This is a genomic window from Mariniphaga sediminis (assembly GCF_003573545.1).
Classification (GTDB): domain Bacteria; phylum Bacteroidota; class Bacteroidia; order Bacteroidales; family Prolixibacteraceae; genus Mariniphaga; species Mariniphaga sediminis.
The window spans coordinates 285,804-310,642 of record NZ_QWET01000006.1 but is presented as its reverse complement, the minus strand read 5'-3'; the positions used below and the strand labels follow the sequence as shown (position 1 = coordinate 310,642).

The following is a 24,839-nucleotide window of genomic DNA, read 5'->3' as shown; positions in this document are numbered from 1 at the left end:
CGGCATTTTTAATTTGTTTTTGAAAAGAGCTAAAAAGTTATCAGGCAGATGAGTAAAAGTTTTTTTTCGATTGGGGAAACAAAATGGTGGAAGAAATATTTAATCCTTATTTCTTTTCTGTTATTTGTTTTTGGGGGATTTGCCCAACATCAGAAGAGGATACAAAAGCATTTTGACGAAGCGCGCCAGCTTCTTGCACAACAGGATTATTCTCTGGCTATTGAGCGTTGTGAAAAAATATTGGAACGTAATCCTGAGTTTTTGGATGCCCGCCTGTTGCTGGCTGATATTTTTTATGAAACAAAAGATACGCCCCGTGAGATATTCCAGTTAAAAAAGGCCCTTGAAAAGTCTGAAATGCCCCTGATCATGCGCCGTCTGGGAGATGCATTGTTGTCAAACGGGAATTACGGGGAAGCGTTGGATTATTTTCAGGCATACCTTGATGCTGCTTCTTTGAGTACTGAACGTAAAGCAGAAGTGAACAGGAAAATGGAAAATTGCCGGTTTGCTCTGCATGCCATGGAAAATCCGGTGGAGTTTTATCCCGAGCGTCTTCCCAATACGGTAAACTCAGTTTTTGACGAATACTGGCCAAGCCTGAGTGTTGATCAGCAGCAGTTGGTTATTACGCGTTTGGTGAAACGGGCAGGGCAACCACCACAAGAGGACTTTTTCTTTTCTGTATCCGGACCGGAAGAATGGAGCGAAACACAACCTGTCAGTGAACTAAATACTCCGGAGAATGAAGGCGCCCAAAGTCTTTCTGCCGACGGTAACCTGTTTTTTTTTACAGCCTGTAACCGGCCTGGCGGGGCAGGAAGTTGTGATATTTATTATTCGCTGCGTAACAACGGGCAATGGAGCCCGCCGGTAAATGCAGGCAGCCCGCTGAATACTGCGGGGTGGGAGGCACAGCCATCCATTTCTTCCGATGGCCGGTTTCTGTATTTTACGAGTAACCGTTCCGGGGGAAAGGGAGAAAAAGACCTTTGGCGCGCCGAATGCCTGGGGTTTGGTCCGGACGGGCGGTTGAAGTGGAAGGCGCCGGTTAACCTGGGAGATAGCGTCAATACTTCCGGCAATGAAACTTCACCGTTTATTCATGCCGGAAATATGAATTTTTATTTCGCCTCCGATTTTCACACTGGGATGGGCGGCTTCGATTTGTTTATGTCCTCCATTCAAAATGATTCGGTTTTCTCTGCTCCTCAGAACTTAGGATACCCGGTGAATACATCCAACGATGAACAAGGGTTGCATATCAGCGCCGACGGGATGACCGCCTTTTTTTCCTCGGCCCGCGACAGCCTCAGTGGCCTCGATATTTATTCTTTTCGCCTCGATGAATCCATTCGTCCTTCACCGGCAACGTATGTCAGGACTTTTGTTTTCGATGCCGAAACCAGGGAACCTGTGCAGGCTCAAATAGAATTATTGAACCTTGTGCATCCGGATAAATCACCTCGCATGGAAATGACAGATACTCAAGGTGAATGTTTACTCTGTCTTCCGGTGGGGAAAAATTATTCGTTTTCAGTATCAAAAGAAGGATACCTTTTTTATTCCAATACATTCGATTTAAGGGAACAAAGACAGGTTTACGAACCGTATGAACTGGAGATTGGTCTGACACCGGTTAAAGTAGGAGCCGAAATGAATTTATACAACATTTACTTTGAAACGGATTCATTCAGAATTTTACCGGAGTCGGAGCCTGAACTGCAAAAGCTGGTGGTGTTTCTGAACGAAAATTCCAGGCTGGATGTTGAGATTCAGGGGCATACTGACGATACCGGCGATGCAGGTAAAAACCTGGAACTTTCGGAGAAGCGTGCCCGCTCGGTGGTAGAATTCCTTGTTTTACAGGGTATCCGGAAAGAGCGGTTGCAATGGGCCGGCTACGGCGAAAAACAACCCGTGTCAGATAACAGTACGCCGGAGGGACGCCGCCTGAATCGCAGGACAACCATTAAAATATTGGGAGAATAAGTTTAACCCTGACAGGGTTTGGATACCTGCCCCGTCAGGGTTGAATATTACCTGTTTCTTACTTTCTGTACTTCTTCTATTGTAATTTCACTTGCATCGTTTCCAAAGCTTTGACGAATGTAGGTCAAAACATCTGCAATTTGTTTATCGCTAAGGTGCGAATTGGGGGGCATAATACTATTGTATTCTTCCCCGTTAACAACTATTTTTCCACTTAATCCTTCAAGGGTAATGTGAATAAGCCTCTCCTTGTCTTCCAATACCCAATCAGTCTGGGCAAGCGGCGGGAACATTCCGGGAACACCCGAACCGTCAGCCATGTGACAGGCCAGGCATACCGCATCATATACTTTTTTGCCGGGGTGGTTTGCCATTGTTGCCGATTTGGGGCTGTCAGTTTGTGTTTGATTTGGGGATTGCTGTTGTTCATCTTCATTTTTCTCCTGTCCTCCACAGGCGCTCAGTAAAATTATCAACAGTGTGCTCAGAATTACATTAAACTTCATCTCTCTTTGTATGGTTTTTATGAATAAATAATACGCCAGATTTTTCCTTTGTTGCTGTCCACTACATAAAGCGAGCCATCAGGCCCCTGTGCCAGTCCGCAGGGACGAAACTCGGCATCGCGGGTGCTGTTGATGATGCCTTCTCCGGCAAACCCGTCGGCAAATACTTCCCAGTCGCCCGAAGGGTAAGCGCCTTCAAACGGCACAAATACCACAAAATAACCCGACTGCGGTTCAGGCGCCCGGTTCCATGATCCGTGAAAGGCAATAAACGCTCCGTTCCGATATCTTTCGGGAAACATATTGCCCGTATAAAAAAGCAGGTCGTTTGGAGCAATATGACCGGGAAATGCCATAACAGGATCGGTTTTGTTTTCGCAGCGTTCCTGTATTTCACTGTCGCCGCCATATTCAGGTGCAAGTACCTTTTTCGCCTGAAGTGGGTCGTAGTAGCAATAGGGCCAGCCAAAATCAGATCCTTCCGTAACCAGAAAAAATTCTTCTGCAGGGAGTTCGGCACTCTGTTTGGAATCATATATTTCGGGGAAAAACTGGTGTAACTGGTCGCGGCCATGTTGCACTACATACAACTCATTCACTTCACTGTTCCAGCAATTAGCCACGGCATGCCTTATGCCGGTGGCATAACGTACCCCATCGGTTAACTGTTCCTGGTTCAGGACATCCTCCCTAAATTTCCATATTCCGCCTGCATATTCAAGTATCGGGCAAGGATCCATTCCAGGCGAGCCTTTGGTCCGCATCTGAGCCATGCAGGCATTGGAGGGTGCGCCAACCGTAACATACATATTTCCCTGATCATCGAATTCCATGGGCTTGGCTTCGTGTTGTCTTTCCTGCGGGAAACCTCTTGCAATTAATTCCCACTGGCTGCCAGGTAGTAGGTTCCCTTCCTGCATCGGATAGCGAACAATGGCACTATCAGCGCCAAAGTAAAGGTACCCTTTATGCAGTTTAATGCCGGTTCCGGTGTGTTCTCCGGTATATTCCACCACGTCAGCCTTTCCGTCACCGGTTGTGTCACGCAAACAAACAATCCCTTTGTTTTGGCTGTGATTTCTTAGGGAGACATATATATCGCCGTTATCGTTTACAACGATGTGCCGGCCGTGGCCGATTTCGTCTACCACTATCAATGCCGAAAACCCTTCCGGGAGGGTTAGGCCACCGTTGTCACTGTCAGCAATTATTTCTGAAGGCGCTTTCCCGTTTTGATTGCAGGAAAATACCACAACAGACAATAACAAAACAGAAATCAGTTTCATAATATTTACCATATTCATTTTTTTATCTGAACGCAACAGTATACGAAAAGTTCAGTATGACAATTTAAAGTAACTTCGTGAAGGTTTTCTTAAAAACACTTTTTACTTTTGTCCTTCTATTTAGAAAAAAATGAACGGTTATTTAAGGATAGACCATCAGTCTGAAGTTCCAAAGTACAAGCAAGTGGTAGAGTTGATCGTTTCTGATATTGAATCAGGAATTTTTAAGCAGGGGCAGCGCATTCCGTCTATCAACGAAACCAGCGAAGAATTGCTTCTGTCGCGGGATACTGTGGAGAAAGCTTACGTATTTCTGCGTAAAAAGGGGATTTTATCTTCGGTACGGGGGAAAGGCTATTACGTGGAAGAATGTAATGTGGGAAGACAGATTAAAGTGGCACTTATTTTTAATAAGCTGAGTAATTATAAAAGAAGCATCTATTATTCATTTATCGAAACGTTGGGGAATAAAGCAATCGTGGATGTTTTTATTTATAATTATGATTTGCAGCAATTTAAAAGTATTATTGATAACCACGTTTCCAAGTATGATTACTATGTGATCCTGCCGCATTTTAAAAATGAAAATTCTGATGTAGCGGCTGTAATTCAAACGATTCCCCGGGAAAAAGTGTTGCTGGTTGATCGTAACCTGGAGACATTAAAAGATTATCCTATCGTTTATCAGGAATATGAAAAAGATATACAGTCGGCTCTGGAGGAGGGGATTAAACTGGTTCGGAAATACCGGAAAATTAATCTCATTTTTCCTTCGGACCAATACTACTCGAAATATATCATACGGGGATTCCGGATTTTTTGCCAGGTGAATGAGATGAAGTTTGCTGTTATTGACCAGTTAAGTTCTCATGATGTAAGAAAAGGGGAGGCTTATGTGATTGTTTCAGACGACGATTTGTATCGTTTTATCAAAATTTGCCGACTGGAAAAATGGAAGCTTGGAACCGATGTTGGTGTGGTGGCATATAATGATAATCCGGTGAAGGAAATTCTGGAAGATGGTATCACCACCATTTCAACCAACCATGATGAAATTGGCCGTGTTGCCGCCGAAATGATTCTGACAAAAAACTTCCGGCGCATAAAAAGCCCCTTCCGGTTTATCCGGCGCAACTCTTTATAATATGTATTTTAGGGGTTCCCTTCCCGTGTAAAATCAATGTTTTTGGGTGCGGTCTTCAATTACCACAAGCCGGTATTTATGTCCGCTCATGACAACCCGGTGGGCATCTATGTGAAGATGTTTGGTCACCATTTTATTGTGAATATTAAAATCTCGTATCAAGGACAGTTCCGAAAGGTTGGAGCCCGAGAGTAATTCTCTCATTTGGCATATTTTGCAAAAATTATCGTTTCTTGTGACAATATTTCCACGTTCGGTGCATCCCATGATTTCACAAAACTCATGTTCCAGAATATCTCCCTTGTCACTTTTGGTCAGTTTCTGGAAAGCCTTGTTGAAATATTTTACCTTGAAGTTATTGTCCGTCAAAAAAATGGCCTGAGGGTGATGTTCTATCAGTTGATTGAGCAAATCGTTTGCTTCTTCTATTTTTTGAAAATCGAGTTTCATGTTTTTCTGTTTAAGCGGTTTAGTAATTTTTGGCAAAAACGTTTCATTTGTATACTATACCTAAAATTTGTACAATCGAAAGTAGCAATTAAAATTATATAATCCGCAAAAAAATATTCGGAATTTAAAAATAAACTTGTTGAAAAACATTTTCTGTTTTACCTATTCTACAACATGTATCGTCAGATATTAAGAAATTTGATTGTAACTTAGGATATTTAAAAGCAGAAAGACAATTAATAATCCGACAATATGGAAAAGTTTATTAAAAGTTTTATGAAAAGTATTACATGTTGTGATCTTGAAACCGGGGATTTTCCGGGGCCGGTGGTTACTATTTCCAGGCAGTCGGGGTGCTCTGCGCAGCGAATAGCTATCAAACTGTCTAAAATTTTGACCGGTTACAGTTATATGTCCGACACCAAAACCGATGCAGAATGGAAATGGGTAGACAAAGATATTTTTGAGGAAGTTGTGGAGGGGATGGTTGAAAGTGTAAGAACCGGCGGATATGACGATACAGATGAAGCGGTGAAAATGCTGAAGCAGGTAGCTCGTGCATTCTCAAACGAAACCATTTACGACATTTCCGATACCCGCCTGATTGAAACATTCCGGGGAGTTGTTTGCAGACTGGCATGTAAAGGGCGGACTATTATTGTCGGACGTTCGGCAGGAGTTATTCTGAAGAATGTGCCAAACAAGTTGAATGTAAGGCTGGAAGCCCCTATGGAATGGCGAATAAACCGGATAATGCAACTGAAAGATGTGAGTCAGGCAGAGGCGGTTGAATTTGTTAAAGAAATGGATGATAAAAGGGACTCGTTTATTGAAAAGGTGATTGGAAGAAAAGCCAATAACGATGATTTCGATATTATATTTAATTACGCATCGTTGCAGGATGATGAAATTATAGATGCCATTGTAAGTATTCTCAAAAACAAAAAAATAATTGCCCATTACGAATGATTCTTGAACCAAAACAGGATTTTGGGGTTAAAAGAACTATGCACACAATAAAATCTTGCTTAAAATGATACATCGCAGAACTTTTTTTAAAACGACTGCTGCATTTGCTGCGGGGAGTATGGTACTTCCTGCTGTTTCATGTTCAGGAATATTTGGAAAAACAATCGGGTTACAACTTTATACAGTCCGCGACCAACTAAAAGAGGATTGGGACGGAACACTCAACAGGCTGGCTGAAATTGGATACAACTCCGTTGAAGCTGCCGGTTATAATTTATCTGAGGGCACTTTTTACGGATTGTCGCCCAAAGCGTTTGCCCAAAAGTTGGATGCATTGGGAATGCCCTTGCACAGCAGCCATACGGTATTTGAAAACAGAGATGCCGAAAAGGTTTTCGCAGACGCGGCCGAAGCAGGATGCCAGTATGTTGTTTATCCCTTTTTGCCGGAGGAGTTTCGTAAGAATATAAATGGATATAAGGCCACCGCAGCCAAATTGAACCGCATGGGGGAAATTGCCAATAATTACGGAATTCGGTTTGGTTACCACAACCATGCTTTTGAGTTTGAAAAGATGGATGGACAAACCGGGATGGATATTCTGCTTGAAGAAACCGATTTTGAAATGGTAACGTTTGAACTTGACCTTTACTGGGTAACCCGTGCCGGTTATGACCCGGTGGAATACATAAAGAAATACCCCGGACGCTTTGAACTCTGGCATGTAAAAGATATGGTGAAAACAGAGGATATGTTTTTTGCTCCGGCAGGCTACGGACGAATTGATTTTGAACGTATTTTTGATGAGAAAAATACTGCCGGAATGAAATTGTTTTTTGTTGAACAGGATAGTTTTCGTACATTCGATCCGATGGAAAGCGTTGAGATGAGTTACAATTATCTCAGAAAAGCTTCTTTTATTTAATTTTATAATTCTTTCACCTTACATGGCCACCCTGTTTTTTGGGGTGGCTTTTTTTATTCGTTCCGCTAAAATGAATGAACTCGTTGTGCCTCCTCAAGAGCATTCATTTTTAATGCTACCTCACTTATTTCCTGTCACCAGCAGAATACCAGGGCTCCGAAGTTGCTGAAATAACCACAAACGTTACATTGGCGAAACGACCTTTTTTTATCCATCCCGAAATTGAACCACAACTTTTTTGACTGATTCTAAAAAACCAAAGGCTATTTTAAAATCTCCTGTAAAGTTGTTTCGATGGTGGGATATTGAAAATGAAAGTCTTTCGCTTTCAGGGCATCCGGGATAACAGCGGGACTTTCTGTGAGCATGGTGGCAGCTTTTCCGAAAAGCATTCGCAATGCCAGCGTTGGAACAGGGAGAATAGCTGGCCGGTGAAGCGTTTTGGCAAACGCACGGGTAAATTCTGCGTTGGTAATAAGGTGAGGCGCAGCCAGGTTGTAAATACCATTACTGCCGGGAGATTCCGCAGCCCATGTAAAAGCGCGGGCCACATCTTTTTCGTGTACAAAAGGGAAAGGCTGTTTTCCGCTGCCGATTCTTCCGCCCAGGCCTGATTTCAAAGGCAACAGCATTTTTTTTATGGTCGCCGACTCTTTTCCCAGTACAACGGCAATACGGAAAATGGTGAGCGGGATATTTTCGGGCAGACTATTCCACGCAGCCTCCCAATGGGTAACCACCCGACCTAAGAAGCCGGTGTTAAAATTCTGGCTGATTTCCGTATGTGTGTGCCCGGGCATATAAATACCGACAGCCGAAGCTGAAATCACCTTTTGGGGGCGCTTCCCGGGGGGCAGAATTTTAATGGCCCGTACTAGGTTTTCTGTTGTTAACACCCGGCTGTCATAAATTTCTTTTTTGTTTTTGGCTGTCCATCGCTGTAAAACCGGCGCTCCCGCCAGGTTAATGAGAACGGTAGCATTCTTTATTGTGTCGCCAATCCTTTCTGCAGGCCCGTACAATAATTCACGGTCAATTCCCGAAACTTCGTAACCCTTTTTATGCAGTTCCCCGGAAATAATTTTTCCCAAATAACCCGAAGCCCCTGTTATTTTAATTGTAATGCTCATGTTTCAATACGATAAATGTAAGTTGCAATACCCCAATTTATGAATTTTCTGTTGAATTTAGAGTATTTGAAGGCAGGAGCGGGGAGAGCCTGCCCAAATATATGTATAGCACCTCAGGCTTTGGGGCTGGGCTTGTACGGCAGTTTTGCCATCTTTTTCACCTCCAGCGAGGGAAATCCGAACTCTTCCACCACTTTGCCCAGTATCAGGTAAACACCGTCGCCACGGAACGGATAGTTCTTCAATGATTGTGGAAAATGTACTGTATCAAAAAATTCACCGGTGGAATCGAAGAAGGTACCAAAATGCATTATTTCATTCTTTATTGTACGCACGTATTTAATAGTCACAAGCCGTCCTGCCATCCGCACCTTTTTCCCTACACAATGCATTATTTTTGGCCTGTACTTCCCCTCTGAAACGGGTCTGGAGCATGTCGAAAATATCCATGCTTACCAGAAAGCCCACCAGTTCGATCTCGTCGTAGGCATCTTCAATTTTTTTCGTACGGAAGCTGGGAAAGGGCGAATTCTTTGAATGAAGTATGAAACAGGGCGAACGATGTGGCGTTGTTGCTGTGGTTTACACACGGCAGTTCGATGGTGGCGCCTTTTCGCCGGGCTTCGTTTACTATGTTACGAGAGAAATATAAAAAACGTATTGACTGTTATATTGGGAAAGAGAGTTGGTTTTTAAGATGCAGTTTAACCTATCAATAACAGTTAGTATCAAAACAATATTTGAATCCTGCTACCCAATCTTATTTACTGCTTATTATTTACCCCAACATATTCTGATTCGAATTCAAACTAAGTTGGATTATGGGAGGATCCCTTGATTCGTTCGAGCCAAACTGAATTTCAATGTTAAAAATTATTAAATTTGGCGCTCAGGGATTTAAAATGTAACTTATACCTTAGTTGGAAGACCAACACTTTTCAGGGATATAACTTGCATGGTACCGGTAGTAAAATGAATATTTTGTTTTTATCATTAATTTTTAGGTATGTCTATGTCTGGAAGTACGAAAAATGATTCTTATAAGGATATATGGCAAAAATTCATTGACGGAGATCGGGAAGCACTTTCCGCTTTATATTTCGACTTTTTTGATGTCCTGTTAAATTTCGGCATGAAATATTCATCCGACCGCTACCTTGTTGAAGATTGTATTCAAAATATTTTTGTGGATTTAATTCGAAATAAAGGGAATGGGAAACAGATTAACAATATTAAGTTCTTCCTGTTAAAATCCATAAAAAATCAAATATTGTATCAGCAACGAAAGACTCAGAAGCTGATTCCCGTTGCAGAGTCGGGCACAATAAATTTTAATATCACATACAGTATTGAGCATACTGTTATTTCGAAAGATACGGAAGAAACACGCGACAGGTTTTTGAATATGGTAAAAGAAAACCTTACCAATAAACAAAAAGAAGCTTTGTATTTACGGTTTAACTGTGGGTTTGAATATGCTCAGATATCAGAACTGATGAATATCAGCGTCGAATCTTGCAGAACGTTGCTGTACCGAACAATCAAAAGTTTAAAAGAGAAATTTGGAAATAGTGAATATTCCAATCTTGTTTTTTTTATGCTCATGCGGTCCCGGAATATATCGTTCTCCTGATATTTTTCCGGAATGATATGTTATAAGGATAACACATCGAACGACATTATAGAAAAGTGATGAATGAATACCAAATACCTTTCACACGACATTAATCTGTTGGAAGATTTGGGAATTCTATTGGATTGGTATTTAGCTGTTTGAGACTGTTCTTGTATCATGTGACAGAAAAAAATATGACTTTTTTGTAAAAAAATGTCTATGTATTATAGCTAACTGCTACTTATTGTATGTAGTATGAAAAAAGATTTCAAGAAATATTCACTCGGAGATTTTTTACTCAATATCGATTTTTGCGGTTGGGTAAGGAATGAAAGACCAGATCTGGATGACTACTATCGGATGATGATAAAGGAATTTCCTGATTGTAAGGAGGATTTTGACAAGGCGCGTCAACTCATTCGCTTTTTCGACGATGAAAAAATAAAAACCGAACCAATCCGGAAATTACAAACCTGGGAAAATATTTTGAATGAAAGCAAAAAGAAAAGACGTTTTCATCCAAATTTGTTTTTACGCATTGCGGCATCAATTGTAGTAATATTTCTGGTGGCCTCGGTATGGTATTATTTTTCCGGGAATAATTCAGAATTTATGCTTCCAACAAATGAATTAACCGGTTACACTGAAACCAAGCTTATTTTGGATAATGGGGAAGAAATAAAAATAGACTCCGATCATTCAGAGATTGTTTACGGTAAAAAAGGGGAAGAAATACGGGTAAATGACAGGCTGCTGAAAAACAATGAGAATACAAGAGATGCTGAACCGAACCGATTGATTGTTCCATACGGGAAACAATCGAAAGTTACATTGGCCGATGGAACAACTGTTTGGCTAAATGCAGGAAGCCAGTTATTATATTCTTCCCGTTTTGAGGATGATAAGCGCGAAGTATATTTATCAGGAGAAGCATTTTTTGATGTTACATCCAATCCTTCGCAGCCTTTTCATGTCATCATTTCGGATATGAGGATTAAAGTAACCGGTACACGTTTTAACGTAACTTCCTATCCGGGGGATCAAACTTCCCAAACCATTTTACTTTCAGGGAAAGTGTCGGCTAAAGAGAACAAAACTTTTGCCCGCGAAATTGATCTTAATCCCGGAGAACGCATAACGTACAATAAAGAAGACCGTTTGATCGAGAAAGATAAAGTGAATATCGAATTGTATTCTTCCTGGATAAATGGCTATCTCATGTTTGAAGATGAAACCATTAGCGAAGTTCTGAAAAAACTGGAGCGATTTTATAATCAAAAAATAATTGTAGAAGGAAACGGGAAGAAAACATTGTTTACAGGGAAACTCGATTTAGCAGAAGAGCTGCACCAGGTACTTGAGAATATTTCGTTTTCTATTCCATTTGAAATTCAAAAGCGAGAAAATAATATAGTAATTAAAATAAAAGAGTAATGCCTATGATATAAACTTATGTAACTAAATAAAAAACCGGGATGAGCGGCAAAACAAATCCCGGTTTTTAAGTAATCCTTATTGTTATAAATAAAAATCGAACAAATTTATGAAAAAAATGCTAAAACCATGGGGAGAACTGTATGTTTATCTCTCTAAAGTAATGCAAATTATGCGTTTAATTCTGTTTCTTATCATTTTAAGCACTACAGTTGCTGTTAGTTCCAATTCCTATTCTCAGGTAACTAAATTTTCTTTAGAATTGGAAAACAAAACAATTCGGGAAATAATTTCTGAGATTGAAGAACAAAGTGAATTCATTTTTTTCTATCAGAAACAGCAAATAGATTTAGATAGAAAAGTTTCTGTCCATGTTAAAAATGAGAAAATTGAATCCATTTTGGATAAGTTATTTGCAGGTACCAATAACATCTATTTTATAAATAACAGACAAATAGTTATTGGAGTATCCAAAGAAGAAAAAGTAAGGGTGCCCAGTGTGTCTGTTATAGAGGATGCTGTTCAACAGAAAAAGGAAATTTCCGGAAAGGTGACAGACAGGAATGGTTTGCCTTTGCCAGGTGTGACAATTATAGTCAAAGGAAGCACACAGGGAACCATTACAAATGCTGAAGGAAAATACACTTTATCTGATGTTGCAGAAGGGGATGTTCTTCAGTTTTCCTTTATGGGCATGGAAACGCAGGAAGTTAATGTTTCAGGAAAAACCAATATCAACCTGGTAATGTATGAAAGTACAATTGGTATTGAAGAAGTTATTGCCATAGGTTATGGCACTCAAAAGAAAAGTGACATTACTGGTTCTGTAAGTTCGGTAAAAGGAGATGAACTTACGCAAATGCCCATGCAACGGGTCGACCAGGCTTTGCAGGGACGTGCTTCCGGTGTTTTGGTATTGAATACTGCCGGTGCTCCCGGTGCACAAACAACCATCCGTGTCAGGGGGATGAACTCAATCAATGGAGGGAATAATGCCCTGGTGGTAATTGATGGACTGCAAGGTGGAAACCTTAATTCAATTAATCCCAATGATATTGAATCATTAGAGATTTTGAAAGATGCTTCTGCTACTGCCATTTACGGATCGATGGGGGCAAATGGGGTAATCCTGGTTACAACCAAAAGGGGTAAAAAAGGGAAACCCACCATTAACTACAGTTATAGTTACGGTTCCCAGTCTATTCGATCTAAGCTTGATATAATGGGGGCTGCTGATTATGCTAGGACACGTAATGCATTTAGAGCCACCCAAAACGGGTCGGGAACCCCGGTGCCCATTTTTACGGAACAGCAAATTCAGGAACTGGAAAGAACCGGCGGAACCGATTGGCAGGATGAAATATACCGGATAGCTCCAATCCAAAATCATCAATTGTCGATGGGGGGAGGAACGGAAAATATGCGATATATGGTATCCGGGGGATACCTGGATCAACAAGGGATTTTGCTGAATTCTGAATACGAGCGTTTTACGCTTCGGGCAAACTTTAGCGCTGACATTACTGAAAAGGTGAGCTTTGAATTGAATTGGGGAGGTTCAAAAGAATTTGGAAGTTCTCCTCCTTATGGCGGCGGGACTGCATTAAGTTTTCTGGGGCAGGCGGTAAACATTGCCCCCCGCTGGGATCCTACAACGCCTCCTTACGATGCCAACGGAAATTACAATAGCCACCCGGTTGGATATGGAGCGTACGACACCTGGAATCCGCTGGCTGCAACTGTGGAGCCCGATATCCAGAATCACACCATCAGAAATAATGTCAATACATACATTGAATATGAAATTATTGATGGGTTGAAATTGAAAATTTCGGGAGGAGCAGCTATTTCCAATGTTAATGATAAGAGTTACTACAACAGCAAAACCTGGGAAGGTAAACCCGTTGGAGGGGTTGTGGGATATGGTACTCTCACCGAACAAGTAAATTCGCATTATCAAAATTCGAATATTCTTTCCTACGATAAAACCTTTAATAGTACTCATAAGTTAACGGCAATAGCTGTTGCAGAGCAACAGTACGATAAATATCAGGGTTCCGGTTTAGTGGCCTCAAAGTTTACCGTTGACCAGACCGGAATAAATGATTTAGGCGGAGCAGATGAAATTTCGTCTAAATATTCAAGTGTTTCTGAAAGGGTGATTAACTCCTATTTAGGCAGGGTTAACTATGCTTATGCCGATAAATATATGCTAACAGCGAGCTACCGTGCGGATGGTTCATCTGTGTTTGGAAAAAACAATAAATGGGGGTATTTCCCATCTGCCTCTCTCGCATGGAGGGTGTCTAAAGAACCCTTTGTTCAGAATTTAAACCTGTTTACAAACCTGAAATTTAGAGGAAGCTGGGGGATTACAGGAAACCAGGCAATTAGCCCGTATGAAACAATTGCCAGAATGGAATCCGGTTCCGACTACCCATACAACGGGGGGAGCTCAACAAATTTAGGGTTCAGAATTGCCAGCGCCGCCAATCCAAACCTTAAGTGGGAAAGTACAACGCAGCTTAACGTTGGTTTGGATGCAAGCATTTTCAAAGGACGGTTATCTACTACTGTTGATATATATAAGAAAAAGACAGAAGACTTACTTTTAAATCGCACCTTACCAAGATATACCGGGCTTAGAAGTGTTATCGACAATGTTGGTTCTGTGGAAAACAAAGGGGTCGAATTATCAATCACCGGCGATCCTTTCGTGGGAGCTTTTAGATGGAATACCGGGTTTAATATTTCATGGAACCGGAATAAAGTACTGGATTTAGGTGAAAATGAAACGTTGAGGTTTCGAACAACTTATGGCGGGTATAGTCTTAAAAATGGTTTTATGCAGCTGCGCGTTGGCGAGCCGTTTGGCCAAATGTATGGATACGGAACCGAGGGCACCTGGAAAGAAAGTGAAGCAACTCAGGCTGCAAAATTCGGGCAGCTGCCTGGCGATATTAAATACACGGATACGAATGCAGACGGTAAAATTAATACAGAAGACATAAAAATTATCGGGAACTCTATGCCGAACTTCATTTTTGGATGGACTAATAGCTTGTCATATAAAAACTTCGATATGACTATCCTTATACAAGGCTCGAAAGGAAACGATATATTTAACCAGGGAAGAATACGTCTTGAGAGAGGAAGTGAAGGAACAAGTGCACGGTTACTTGACCGTTGGACTCCTGAAAACCAAAACACGGATGTACCCGCTTTTATTGATGAAAAAACCAGGATGGATGCGGCCCTTGTTAGTACAATTAATCTGGGAAGTGGAGATTCCGAACGTTTGCAGCGGTGGGTTGAAGATGGCTCTTATGTCAGGCTTAAGAATATCGTACTGGCTTATAACATTCCTGCCGGCTTAACACAAAAAATTGGCCTGGGCAGTGCGAAATTATATATAAGCGCTACCAATCTGATTACTCTTACAGATTATTCAGGATACGATCCTGAAGTGAGTGCATACAATAGAAACGATGCCCAGATCGGTGTTGACCTGAGTAATTACCCCACTGCGAAAACATTCACTTTCGGAATTGATGTTTCATTCTAAACTGTTTTATCATGAAAAAAAATATAAATTTCGCACTGCGTTGTGCTTTACTTCTATCCGTCTTTTTTACAGGTTTTTCGTGTAAAAATTTAGATGAACAACCTTTTAGTTTTGTTTCTCCTGAAACTTTCTCAAGTTCGGCTGCACAGGTCGAGGCTTCTTACGCGGCATCCTTAAATCACCTATGGGACTATTGGTCTGGCTATGGTTATGGTTATAACCCTTTCCGCCATGACGACCAGTTTGTTGGAGGAAACTTAAATATTGGCGCCGATAATGGAGATGGGCTTTGGAATGTTCATTACGCATCCATTCAAAGTATCAATGGCGCAATTGCGGCAATCAAAGCAGGACGTGTAAAAGGCGAAGATCAGGAAACGATTGACAGGCTGCTTGCCCAGGGAATGTTTTTACGTGCCCACAATTATTTTATGTTGGTACGGATGTTTGGTGGAGTTCCGTTAATTACGGATGAATCGCCGGACCCGATTTCCAACCCGATGCCAAGGTCTTCAGTTTCTGATGTGTATAGTTTAATCGTGAGTGACTTGACATTTGCCGCATCAAAACTTCCCTTGTCCTGGCCCGACGCACCCGGCAAACCAACCCAGGGAGCTGCAAAAGGTATATTGGCAAAGGTTTACCTAACCATGGCTACATTCCCTTTAAATGAAACCTCGAACTACCAAAAAGCAGAGCAGATGGCCCGGGAAGTTATGGAATCAGGTAAATATTGGTTAGTTACGGATGTCGTTGATGTTTTCAAACCGGAAAACGAATACGGACCGGAAATGATGTGGGGGTACAATTCTACCTCTGATGATAAAACTACCGATCCTCAGATTTGGGCTCCTTCGGTGTATGGTGATGGCGGTTGGGGCGATGCTGCAATAGACACCACTTTCGAAAAAAGCTGGCCGGCACAGGCAAGAAAAGATGCTTATCTTATGACCGAATGGAATGGAACGCATTATTCTGATTTCCCGGAACAAACGCCATTTTGTAAAAAATTCTTCTTTTACATTTCATTGGATGATTTCAACGGATACGCATCAACAGCTAACTGGCCAATAATTCGATATGCCGATGTGCTTTTAATTTATGCCGAAGCGGCCAATATGGCCAACGGCGGGCCTACCCAGCAAGCGGTAGATGCTGTCAATCAAGTGATCGACAGGGCAAACGGGTACGTTGAAAACCCTTTGCATCCCAAAATGACCACCTCTATGTCGCAAACAGAATTTGATGAGGCAGTGATACAGGAAAGAAGCTGGGAACTGGTTTTCGAAAATGGCGACCGCTGGTTTGACATCTGCCGGAAAAGGATACTGGATGAAGTAACAACCCGGCCCGATTACCTGGCCAATTTTAGTGAGGATGATTATTTATTCCCAATCCCTGAAGTTGATTTGGAATTAAACGAGTTACTGGAACAAAATCCGGGGTATAGTGAATAAAAATTTGATGGTTGTAATTTTTAATGACATAATTACTGCTTTGATTTTAGTTTAACAGGATATAGGGTATTTCTGTTTGATATTTTTAAGCGTTGCTGAGGTTTAACATACTCAATTCCATTTTGGGTGGAAACGAGCGACAGAGTTCAGTAATGCAAAGAAAGAATCAAACAGAATGCCCTGTTTGTTCCTTCGGGCTGTACTATATCCCGGTAGCTGATAATGAATGTAACAGCAGTACTTAAACGCCTGATTCAAAATAATAAATAACGAATTTAAACCCATGACCTATTGCATTTGGAATAGAGGAATAAACCTTTTGTGCATGGCGATTTTGCTGGTTGGCTGTCATACTACAAAAAAGGAAGTCGCTGAACAACCCGTGAATTGGGAAAAATTAGGCCCTGGCGGAGGAGGCTCAACATTTATCCCAACTTTTTCATATCATTCCCCTGATAATTTTATGGTACGTTGCGACATGACAGGTTCCTACCTTACTAAAAACGGAGGGGCTTCGTATCAACAAATCAATGTGCCCAATGGAGCAACAGCCTATGCCTTTGACCCAAAGGATGCCAATAAGATTTATATCGGCTCGAATGTTTTAAAATACTCTGCTGATGGGGGAAAAAACTGGGAACAAATCTTCCCTTCAAAGGAAGATGTTATTCGGGAAGAGTACATCGGCGACCATGCAAATTACCAGGTAAAAACAAACGAAAAATCATTATACGGTGCTGAATTTAAAAGGATAAAGACTATTTGTGTAGATCCGGAAATTGCAGGAGCAATCTATTTTAGTATGGGATCGTTTTTTTATTATTCCTCAAATTCAGGCAAATCGTGGCACAAAAAAGATCTTAATCAACAAATTGATTTTATTTATACCAATAAAACCGGGTTAAAGAATGACGTTTATATTTTTACGTCACATTCAATCTGTATTTTCGATAAATCCTCAAATACATTTATAGAAAAGAAACTTCCAAAAGAAATGACACCGGCATTCTCCTTTGCCGCAGGAATCGAACAAAGCAACGGCAAGGAAATATTTTATGCATTGCACCACAATCAAAATAAACCGATACAGGGAGAGTTTGGATATACCGAAGTCTGGTTTTCCAACGATTTTGGAATTCCCTGGAACCGGTTAACAGATTCAATTGTTACCAACGATAAATCCGGGTTAATGCCAAGCTATTCAATGATTTCATGTGCTGAGTTTGATGCCCGGCATGCCTACCTTGTATGCAATCGCTATCAGGAAAAAAAAGAGGACGGAACAATGGCATACTGGTATGGTGTATTGAAAACAAATGATACCGGTAAAACCTGGGAATGGGTCTGGAAAGGTGGGGGAGGCTCCGGGCAATATGGAGTAAAAGACGGCATCGGAATTTCAAACTTAAAAGATGCCTGGGTGGAAAATGCGTTTGGAGGCGAATATATCCGTTTGTTGGATGTGGGGGTTGCACCGTACGACGGGCAAACGGCTATTGTTACTGACTGGTACCGGACAATGAAAACTACCGACGGAGGGCAAAACTGGGCTGAAATATACAGCGAGAAACAACCTGATGGAACGTTCACGAGCAGAGGAATGGATGTAACTACTTCATTTGGTGTTCATTTTGATCCGTTTGATAGCAGTCATATAGCTATTAGTTACACCGATATTGGATACCACCATTCATTTAATGGTGGAAAAAGCTGGAGCCGATCAGTCGAAGGAGTGCCTGTTGAATGGAGTAACACCTGCTATTGGGTTGTATTCGATCCCGATATAAAAGATAAGATATGGTCGGGCTGGTCCGGGATGCACGATTTTCCCCGTGGTAAAATGACACGTAATCCGCATTGGAAAGAGTCAGCAAAAGGAGGTATATGCTTGTCTCTTGATGGTGGAAAGACCTGGAGGCCGGTCAATGAAGGAATGGGGTTTGACTCGCCTGTAACTTCAATGGTACTTGACCAGGGATCGGCGCCCAATAACCGGACAATCTACGCAGCTGTATATAACAAAGGAGTATATAAATCAGTTGATGATGGCAAGTCTTGGGAACTTAAAAACACAGGTATTGATGGCAGCACCTGTGCTTTTGAACTCACCATGGCGCCCGACGGAAGCTTGTTCCTGACGGTAAGTCCTACGCCCAAACATACCGATGGTGTAAAAGGACGGGGATATTATTCCGGGGCAATATACAAGTCAAACAATAAAGCAGAAAGCTGGAAAAAGCTTGATGTTGCCGAAGACCCCATTTTTCCTAATGGAGTTGCCTGTGATCCGCAGAATCCAAAACGGATTTATCTGGGGTGTTGGGCCGATATTCAACTGAGCGACCTGGTTGGAGGAGATATTGCAGAGGAGACCGGAGGGAATGAAGTGATCAATATGCAGGGAGGAGTTTTTGTGTCAGAAGACGGAGGGGAAACCTGGACTTCCCTATTTGATAAAAACCAATATGTGTATGATGTAACAACTGACCCTTATCATCCCGGAAGAATTTATTGCTGCACATTTAATAACGCAGCCTGGCGTAGTGACGATTATGGGAAAAGCTGGGAGAAAATAAAAGATTACGATTTTCATTGGGGGCACAGAATTATAGTTGACCAAAACGAACCGGAGAAAATATATATCACCACCTTCGGTTCAAGCGTTTGGCACGGAATACCGGAAAAAGAATGGTAGGAACTGAAAATATGCTTATGGATTACGCGATAAAACCGGAACCCAAACAGCATCCGGTTGGGAGAACTTGTGTTTTGATTGGGGTATTCATTGTTGCAATGGCCATCATTTATGGTTGTACTTCATCAACAAAGGAAAGTAAGCCTGTGAACTCCAACGGAAGAAATGAGGCATGGGGATTTGTTGGTGCGGGCGGTGGTGGCGCCATGTTTCATCCCACTGTTAGCCCGAAAGATCCGGAATATGCTTTTGTAAGTTGCGACATGACCGGGTCGTTTGTAACATACAATGGAGGGGAATCCTGGCACAGGTTCAACCTTCGTGGGTTCGTAAATTTTTATGTGTTCGACCCGATTGATCCTAATACCGTTTATGCTAACTCCATTGCCTTGTTCAAAAGCACCGACCGCGGAAATACCTGGAGTGTACTATATCCGCCTCCCGGTGAAATTACCGGTGTCGTTTCCAAAGGGGACCATGCCGGGGAAACTGTAGTTACCAGCGACAGTACATATCGGAAGGTTTACGCATTCGCAGTTGATCCGGAAGACTCAAAAAAGCTGTATGCCGTTATCACAGTGGATGAATTATCGGGCTTTTTTATTTCAGACAATGGTGGAGAAAGCTGGTCAAAATCAACTGCACTGGAGGGGGAAGCAAAAAATATTTATATCGATCCGTTTACGCCGAAAGAAAACCGTACGATCTATATCGCCGGAAAGAATTTTATAAAGGTGAGAAAAAACAACACCTGGAAAACGAATAGCGGACCGGATGGTGTTGACATGTTTACAGAATTTGCCGGGGGAGCCGACCGGCTTAAAAAGAGGTTTATCATTTATGCCATTTCAGGAAAAGGATACTTTAATGCGAAGGGGTGTAAATCAGGTATTTTCTATACTGAAAACGGAGGCGAAAGTTGGGAAAACCGGCAGGGTGGTTTGGTCGCATTTCAAGATGGAAAGAATGATTTCCCGGAATGGAGGAGTATCGCAACCAGCGCACAACATCCGGAGGTCGTATATGTCTCCTACGCCAACATGAAAACAGCTAACGATACCAACTGCCTGGGCGTGGCAGTGAGTAAAGATTACGGACTTACCTGGGAACTTTCGTGGAAAGACCAAATAACCGGTAATGGAAATATTCCTTCCGCTAATTTTAGGGGAGGATGGTTGAATGAACGTTTCGGGCCCACATGGGGAGAAAATCCTTTTTCCATTGGCGTATCGGCATCCAATCCGGATGTGGCTTATGCCACTGACTTTGGCCGAACGGTCAAAACAACGAACAGGGGGGAAACATGGGAACAGGTGTACACCCAAAAAAAGCCTGGTGGCGGCTGGATATCACGAGGGCTGGAAGTGAATACCGGTTATGCTGTGGTATTTGATCCTTTTGACACGAACCACATTTTTCTTGCAAATACTGACATTGGCCTGATGGTAAGCAACGACGGAGGGGAAAGCTGGTCAAGTGGTACAAAAAATAACGGCATCCCCCGCAACTGGCAAAACAGCACATACTGGCTGACTTTTGACCCCGATGTACCGGGAAAAGCCTGGGCTGCAATGAGTGGCACGCACGATCTGCCCCGCCCCAAAATGTGGCGAAGGGATGGAATTGCCAGGTTTACAGGAGGGGTGGTGATGACCGTTGATGGAGGAAAAAGCTGGAGCCCGGTTAGCGCCGATATCGGAGAGGCGGCCATTACACATATTCTAATCGACCCAACGAGCAATAAAGAGTCCCGGACATTGTATTCCTGTGCTTTTGGCAAAGGGGTTTATAAATCGACCGACGGAGGTATCAACTGGCAACTGAAAAATAGAGGCTTAAAAAATGAAGAGCCATTCGCCTGGAGGATTGTCCGGAGGGAAGATGGTGTATTGTTTCTTATCCAAAGCAGGCGAAGTGACGATGGTAGCATTGGTACTAAGGGAGACGGGGCAATTTACCGATCCGATGACCATGCCGAATCCTGGAACCCAATACATCTGCCTTCAGGAACAAACGGGCCAACCAGTTTAGTGATTGATCCGGAAGATCCTGCCTGCCTGCTATTGTCTGCGTGGGGTAGGAGTACCGGTGGCCGGTTTAACCCTGATATGGGCGGCGGGATATTTCTTTCAAAAGATGAAGGGGAAACTTGGAAGCCGGTTTTGCAAAAAGACCAACACATTCACGACATAACCTACGACCATCGTACTAAAGTTTATTATGCCTGTGGTTTTAACAGCTCCGCGTACCGCTCAACCGACAGGGGTGAAACCTGGGAACGCATCAACGGATACAATTTCAAATGGGGCAAAAGGGTGGATATGGATCCACGAAATCCGGAGAAGATATTTATCGTAACATTCGGAGGTGGGGTGTGGTATGGACCTGCTTTTGGAGATGAGCAAGCTTTCGGGGATATTATTTCACCGGAATTTGGTTATCGAAAAGAGTAATTTTTTAACAGTGCATTAATCATTTTAAATATTCATACTATGAAAGCAGTACTTTTTTATTTTGGAACCATTTTAATCAGTTTATTTTCATTCATAAATTCCTATTCCCAGATACCAATCGATGCGGGCGATCCTCCCAATAATACTGACCTTCCGGAATTTTTTAAATCCGGGTTATCTGATATTGAAGACGAGTTGAAACTTGTAAAGCATGGGAAAGTAGAAACAATAGCCACATCCCCGGGGGGATTTCCTGTTTATGCTGTTTACTATGGCGAAAAGGACGATTTTAAATCACAGGCAAATTACAATTCAGCTGTTGCTGCCTGGAACCCGGCCTATTATGCAGAAAAAGGCGAGGACACCAAACCGGTTATTTTCATTATCGGTCCGGTTCATGGGCAGGAAGTGGAAGGGATAGTTGGGTTGGTCAACCTGGTTCATATTATGGAAACCGGAAAAGATTACCGTGGCAAAGACTGGAGTTCTTTAAGAAATAAGCTGCAGAAATGCAGGGTGATTATAATTCCGTGTGCCAATCCTGATGGGCGAAAGAGGTGCCCGTACGATAGTTTTTTGGGGTTGCATGAAGATATGGTAACAAAATACGGGCAGGGAACCCGCAAAGACGGCTCCATGTGGGGATGGCCCGGGGCAAAGTCGAATCACCCCATGAAAGGAGATGTGGGCATTCTTGGAGCTTATTTTAATGACGATGGAATCAATATTATGCACGATGAATTTTTCCATCCGATGGCAGAGGAAACAAAAGCAATCCTGGAAATTACGCGTACCGAAGCTCCGGATATGGCTGTTACGCTCCATTCGCACGAAACACCTCCTGCCATTTACAATCCGGCGTATACTGCCAGGTATATGAAAGAGAGGGTTTACGACTTAGAGCAGCGTTTAAATAACAGGTATAAAAAAGAAAATGTATCATTTACACCCGACAACCTGCTTCGGAAACCTAAAATAGAAGATGAAAAATTTCCACCGAGAACAAGCTTCAATTTAGTATGTGCGTTGCACAATATTTCCGGTACCATGGCTTTTGCATACGAATGCAATGACGGGACCATTTCAGATAAGATTCCTGAGCCATTTGTCACTTACGAAGACATTCTGGATATACAATTATTGTTGTATGATGAAATGGTGGATTACATTTTAGAAGAAAGATTGTTGTGGAAAAAGTAGAATCTACCTCATAAAACAGTCAGCCAGGTTAAAATAAAAATTACCACGTTGGAATATGGTTCGTATTCCATGATTTACGGTTAAAAAGTAACGATGTAAATAGTATGAAGAATCCGAAACGATTAGTAGCTCTTGACGTATTTCGGGGATTAACAATCGCCCTTATGATAATTGTAAACAACCCGGGAAGTTGGAAGCATGTATATACCCCTTTGGGACATTCACCATGGCACGGATGTACACCTACGGACCTTGTTTTCCCGTTTTTCCTGTTTATTATGGGCTCGGCGATGTGGTATTCATTTAAAAAATACGGTAGCGTACTAACAAAACAAGTGATTGCAAAAATAGTGAGGCGAATAGTAATTATCTTTTTAATAGGTATTTCCATAAGTATTTACGCTTCTTTTAGCCTGGACTTTAGTCACCTTCGGATTATGGGAGTTATGAACAGGATTGCCCTGGCCTATGGTGTGGCATCATTTATCGTTCTCGGGTTAAGCTACACCAATTTAAGATTAGCCACAGCCATAATTTTGTTGGGGTATTGGGCTATCCTGGCGATTTTCGGCGGTGATGATCCATTTTCACTTGAAGGTAATTTTGTTGGAAAATTTGATGCATTTGTTTTGGGGGCAAATCACTTGCGGAAGTTCAGAGGAGCCATATTCGACCAGACAGGTTTGCTGTCGACTTTGCCTTCTGTAGCTAACGTGTTACTGGGATATATTGCCGGAAGGTGGATTGACTTATCTGAAAACAAGTTGAGCGCGGTTAAAAAACTGATGATTTTTGGTATTGCAGGAATCATCTTGGGAAGAATATGGGATGTGGCCTTTCCGATTAATAAACCCCTTTGGACCAGTTCGTATGTTGTTTATTCTTCCGGTTTGGCAATGCTTCTGCTTGGGATACTGCTGTGGGTAATTGATATCAGGGAATACAAAAACTGGATAGCACCGTTTCGGGTTTTTGGTATGAACCCCCTGTTTTTATATGTTTTTGCCGAATTTCTTTCAAACACATTAAAGCATATAAAAATTCCCCTTCCAGCATCCGCTGAGATAATAAGTTTGAAAGGTTGGATATTTACAAATTGGTTTCAACCCATGGCCGGTGATTATGGCGGTTCGTTGTTGTTCTCGTTGTTATTTTGTTCTGTGTGCTGGGGCATCGGCTGGATTTTGTACCGGAAACGCATATTTATTAAAATTTAGCGGCCGCGTCAATTATTTGTAAAACATTACCCCAACAGAAGGGGATTTTAAGAGCCCCAAAAGCCTGTAAGTCGCGTGATTTGCAGGCTTTTTATTTTGGAAATATACCTCAGCCACACAATTTTACTTAGTTGTGGTTTGAAAATGTAGATACGGGCAAACATTATTTGATCGTTTGCCCATTCTACCTTTTCGGAGCTTAAAAGCGGGTATTTAGTTGATATTTCAGGGGTAAATTCGAAGGAATTGCACCTGGTGAGAATTTGATTCTTTTTTAAGAGACAGCTCCTGTTTTTTCATAATATTTCCCGGTACATTCTTTTATTTTAATTTCAATGACAGAGGTTACGTTTATCATTTTGGCAGGAAGTTTTTTCCCTGATAATGTTGGGGTATATTTATTGACTATCTGATTTAAAATTATTTCTTTTTCTTCTTCAATTAGTTTTGCCAGGCCCATAATAACCACACTTTGGTATGCTGTATTCACATGACAAGGGTCTTCATGCATAATGAGTCCGGACATATGATCAACTTCAAAACAAACATGCGGATTCGATTTTAGATTTTCAACTTTTTGTCCTTTGGGTAATCCATGTATATAAATTTTGTCATTATAAAACGCAAAATGTACCGGAACAACATACGGGAAACCATCTGAATTTAATGTCGCTAGTCTACCTACTTTTTCAGTCCATAATAATTGTTTTATTTCTGTACTGTTTAATTGATGTTTTTTCATTCGTCCTTGCATGGCTGTATATTTTAGTTTATAAATGTGAGGCGAAAGTAGAGAATGAT

The 24,839-nt window shown here is 41.8% G+C and carries 18 protein-coding genes; 12 read left to right on the top strand and 6 right to left on the bottom strand.

The window, feature by feature from the left end; all coding sequences use genetic code 11:
* The first annotated feature begins 48 nt into the window (after window positions 1-48).
* Window positions 49-1,992, top strand: coding sequence for an OmpA family protein (locus D1164_RS10215; RefSeq protein ID WP_119349865.1), 1,944 nt, complete (start codon window positions 49-51; stop codon window positions 1,990-1,992).
* Between the two features lie 47 nt (window positions 1,993-2,039).
* On the opposite strand, the gene D1164_RS10210 is transcribed toward D1164_RS10215, so the two are convergent.
* Window positions 2,040-2,498, bottom strand: coding sequence for a c-type cytochrome (locus D1164_RS10210; protein WP_119349864.1), 459 nt, complete (start codon window positions 2,496-2,498; stop codon window positions 2,040-2,042).
* A 17-nt stretch (window positions 2,499-2,515) separates the two neighbouring features.
* Window positions 2,516-3,802 (bottom strand): PQQ-dependent sugar dehydrogenase, encoded by a 1,287-nt coding sequence (locus D1164_RS10205; protein WP_206610980.1) that lies wholly within the window; start codon window positions 3,800-3,802, stop codon window positions 2,516-2,518.
* 112 nt (window positions 3,803-3,914) lie between these two features.
* On the opposite strand from D1164_RS10205, the gene D1164_RS10200 reads away from it, so the two are divergent.
* The gene (locus D1164_RS10200; RefSeq protein ID WP_119349863.1) at window positions 3,915-4,928 is read left to right on the top strand and encodes a GntR family transcriptional regulator; all 1,014 of its coding nucleotides are present in this window, start codon (window positions 3,915-3,917) and stop codon (window positions 4,926-4,928) included.
* Window positions 4,929-4,961: 33 nt separating this feature from the next.
* On the opposite strand, the gene D1164_RS10195 is transcribed toward D1164_RS10200, so the two are convergent.
* Window positions 4,962-5,378 (bottom strand): PAS domain-containing protein, encoded by a 417-nt coding sequence (locus D1164_RS10195; protein ID WP_147372138.1) that lies wholly within the window; start codon window positions 5,376-5,378, stop codon window positions 4,962-4,964.
* 252 nt (window positions 5,379-5,630) lie between these two features.
* Here D1164_RS10195 and D1164_RS10190 point away from each other — a divergent pair, with 252 nt between their 5' ends.
* Together D1164_RS10190 and D1164_RS10185 are read left to right on the top strand one after the other, a co-directional pair.
* Window positions 5,631-6,347: a cytidylate kinase-like family protein gene (locus D1164_RS10190; protein WP_119349861.1), complete on the top strand. Its 717-nt coding sequence runs from the start codon at window positions 5,631-5,633 to the stop codon at window positions 6,345-6,347.
* A gap of 64 nt (window positions 6,348-6,411) precedes the next feature.
* Window positions 6,412-7,272, top strand: a complete 861-nt coding sequence (locus D1164_RS10185) for a sugar phosphate isomerase/epimerase family protein (protein ID WP_147372136.1) — start codon at window positions 6,412-6,414, stop codon at window positions 7,270-7,272.
* A 263-nt stretch (window positions 7,273-7,535) separates the two neighbouring features.
* On the opposite strand, the gene D1164_RS10180 is transcribed toward D1164_RS10185, so the two are convergent.
* Together D1164_RS10180 and D1164_RS10175 are read right to left on the bottom strand one after the other, a co-directional pair.
* Window positions 7,536-8,402, bottom strand: coding sequence for a TIGR01777 family oxidoreductase (locus tag D1164_RS10180; RefSeq protein ID WP_119349859.1), 867 nt, complete (start codon window positions 8,400-8,402; stop codon window positions 7,536-7,538).
* Window positions 8,403-8,515: 113 nt separating this feature from the next.
* Window positions 8,516-8,794: a hypothetical protein gene (locus D1164_RS10175; protein ID WP_147372134.1), complete on the bottom strand. Its 279-nt coding sequence runs from the start codon at window positions 8,792-8,794 to the stop codon at window positions 8,516-8,518.
* A 620-nt stretch (window positions 8,795-9,414) separates the two neighbouring features.
* On the opposite strand from D1164_RS10175, the gene D1164_RS10170 reads away from it, so the two are divergent.
* The 8 genes from D1164_RS10170 (at window position 9,415) to D1164_RS10135 (ending at window position 24,038) form a co-directional block, all read left to right on the top strand.
* On the top strand, window positions 9,415-10,035 hold the full coding sequence (locus D1164_RS10170) for an RNA polymerase sigma factor (RefSeq protein WP_172594416.1): 621 nt from the start codon (window positions 9,415-9,417) through the stop codon (window positions 10,033-10,035).
* A 237-nt stretch (window positions 10,036-10,272) separates the two neighbouring features.
* Entirely contained in the window at window positions 10,273-11,451 is a 1,179-nt protein-coding gene (locus D1164_RS10165) for a FecR family protein (RefSeq protein WP_119349856.1), read from the top strand.
* A gap of 109 nt (window positions 11,452-11,560) precedes the next feature.
* Window positions 11,561-15,016, top strand: coding sequence for a TonB-dependent receptor (locus D1164_RS10160; protein ID WP_119349855.1), 3,456 nt, complete (start codon window positions 11,561-11,563; stop codon window positions 15,014-15,016).
* 11 nt (window positions 15,017-15,027) lie between these two features.
* Window positions 15,028-16,473, top strand: a complete 1,446-nt coding sequence (locus tag D1164_RS10155) for a RagB/SusD family nutrient uptake outer membrane protein (RefSeq protein ID WP_119349854.1) — start codon at window positions 15,028-15,030, stop codon at window positions 16,471-16,473.
* Between the two features lie 325 nt (window positions 16,474-16,798).
* Complete coding sequence (locus D1164_RS10150) at window positions 16,799-19,168, top strand: sialidase family protein (protein WP_119349853.1); 2,370 nt, start codon at window positions 16,799-16,801, stop codon at window positions 19,166-19,168.
* A 17-nt stretch (window positions 19,169-19,185) separates the two neighbouring features.
* Window positions 19,186-21,621, top strand: coding sequence for a WD40/YVTN/BNR-like repeat-containing protein (locus D1164_RS10145; protein ID WP_147372132.1), 2,436 nt, complete (start codon window positions 19,186-19,188; stop codon window positions 21,619-21,621).
* Between the two features lie 39 nt (window positions 21,622-21,660).
* Window positions 21,661-22,821 carry a M14 family zinc carboxypeptidase gene (locus D1164_RS10140; protein ID WP_119349851.1) on the top strand — a complete coding sequence of 387 codons (1,161 nt, stop codon included), beginning with the start codon at window positions 21,661-21,663 and terminating at the stop codon, window positions 22,819-22,821.
* Between the two features lie 104 nt (window positions 22,822-22,925).
* Entirely contained in the window at window positions 22,926-24,038 is a 1,113-nt protein-coding gene (locus tag D1164_RS10135; protein WP_119349850.1) for an acyltransferase family protein, read from the top strand.
* A gap of 274 nt (window positions 24,039-24,312) precedes the next feature.
* Here the strand turns inward: D1164_RS10135 and D1164_RS10130 are convergent, their stop codons facing one another.
* A complete protein-coding gene (locus tag D1164_RS10130) occupies window positions 24,313-24,780 on the bottom strand; it encodes a pyridoxamine 5'-phosphate oxidase family protein (RefSeq protein WP_206610979.1) in 468 nt (155 codons plus the stop codon).
* Window positions 24,781-24,839: the final 59 nt, after the last annotated feature.

Excerpts from the sequence above, each read along its gene's own strand:
- D1164_RS10215 (WP_119349865.1), top strand. The coding sequence starts at position 49 with ATGAGTAAAAGTTTTTTTTCGATTGGGGAAACAAAATGGTGGAAGAAA.
- D1164_RS10210 (WP_119349864.1), bottom strand. The coding sequence starts at position 2,498 with ATGAAGTTTAATGTAATTCTGAGCACACTGTTGATAATTTTACTGAGC.
- D1164_RS10205 (WP_206610980.1), bottom strand. The coding sequence starts at position 3,802 with ATGAATATGGTAAATATTATGAAACTGATTTCTGTTTTGTTATTGTCT.
- D1164_RS10200 (WP_119349863.1), top strand. The coding sequence starts at position 3,915 with ATGAACGGTTATTTAAGGATAGACCATCAGTCTGAAGTTCCAAAGTAC.
- D1164_RS10195 (WP_147372138.1), bottom strand. The coding sequence starts at position 5,378 with ATGAAACTCGATTTTCAAAAAATAGAAGAAGCAAACGATTTGCTCAAT.
- D1164_RS10190 (WP_119349861.1), top strand. The coding sequence starts at position 5,631 with ATGGAAAAGTTTATTAAAAGTTTTATGAAAAGTATTACATGTTGTGAT.
- D1164_RS10185 (WP_147372136.1), top strand. The coding sequence starts at position 6,412 with ATGATACATCGCAGAACTTTTTTTAAAACGACTGCTGCATTTGCTGCG.
- D1164_RS10180 (WP_119349859.1), bottom strand. The coding sequence starts at position 8,402 with ATGAGCATTACAATTAAAATAACAGGGGCTTCGGGTTATTTGGGAAAA.
- D1164_RS10175 (WP_147372134.1), bottom strand. The coding sequence starts at position 8,794 with ATGCATTGTGTAGGGAAAAAGGTGCGGATGGCAGGACGGCTTGTGACT.
- D1164_RS10170 (WP_172594416.1), top strand. The coding sequence starts at position 9,415 with ATGTCTGGAAGTACGAAAAATGATTCTTATAAGGATATATGGCAAAAA.
- D1164_RS10165 (WP_119349856.1), top strand. The coding sequence starts at position 10,273 with ATGAAAAAAGATTTCAAGAAATATTCACTCGGAGATTTTTTACTCAAT.
- D1164_RS10160 (WP_119349855.1), top strand. The coding sequence starts at position 11,561 with ATGAAAAAAATGCTAAAACCATGGGGAGAACTGTATGTTTATCTCTCT.
- D1164_RS10155 (WP_119349854.1), top strand. The coding sequence starts at position 15,028 with ATGAAAAAAAATATAAATTTCGCACTGCGTTGTGCTTTACTTCTATCC.
- D1164_RS10150 (WP_119349853.1), top strand. The coding sequence starts at position 16,799 with ATGGCGATTTTGCTGGTTGGCTGTCATACTACAAAAAAGGAAGTCGCT.
- D1164_RS10145 (WP_147372132.1), top strand. The coding sequence starts at position 19,186 with ATGGATTACGCGATAAAACCGGAACCCAAACAGCATCCGGTTGGGAGA.
- D1164_RS10140 (WP_119349851.1), top strand. The coding sequence starts at position 21,661 with ATGAAAGCAGTACTTTTTTATTTTGGAACCATTTTAATCAGTTTATTT.
- D1164_RS10135 (WP_119349850.1), top strand. The coding sequence starts at position 22,926 with ATGAAGAATCCGAAACGATTAGTAGCTCTTGACGTATTTCGGGGATTA.
- D1164_RS10130 (WP_206610979.1), bottom strand. The coding sequence starts at position 24,780 with ATGAAAAAACATCAATTAAACAGTACAGAAATAAAACAATTATTATGG.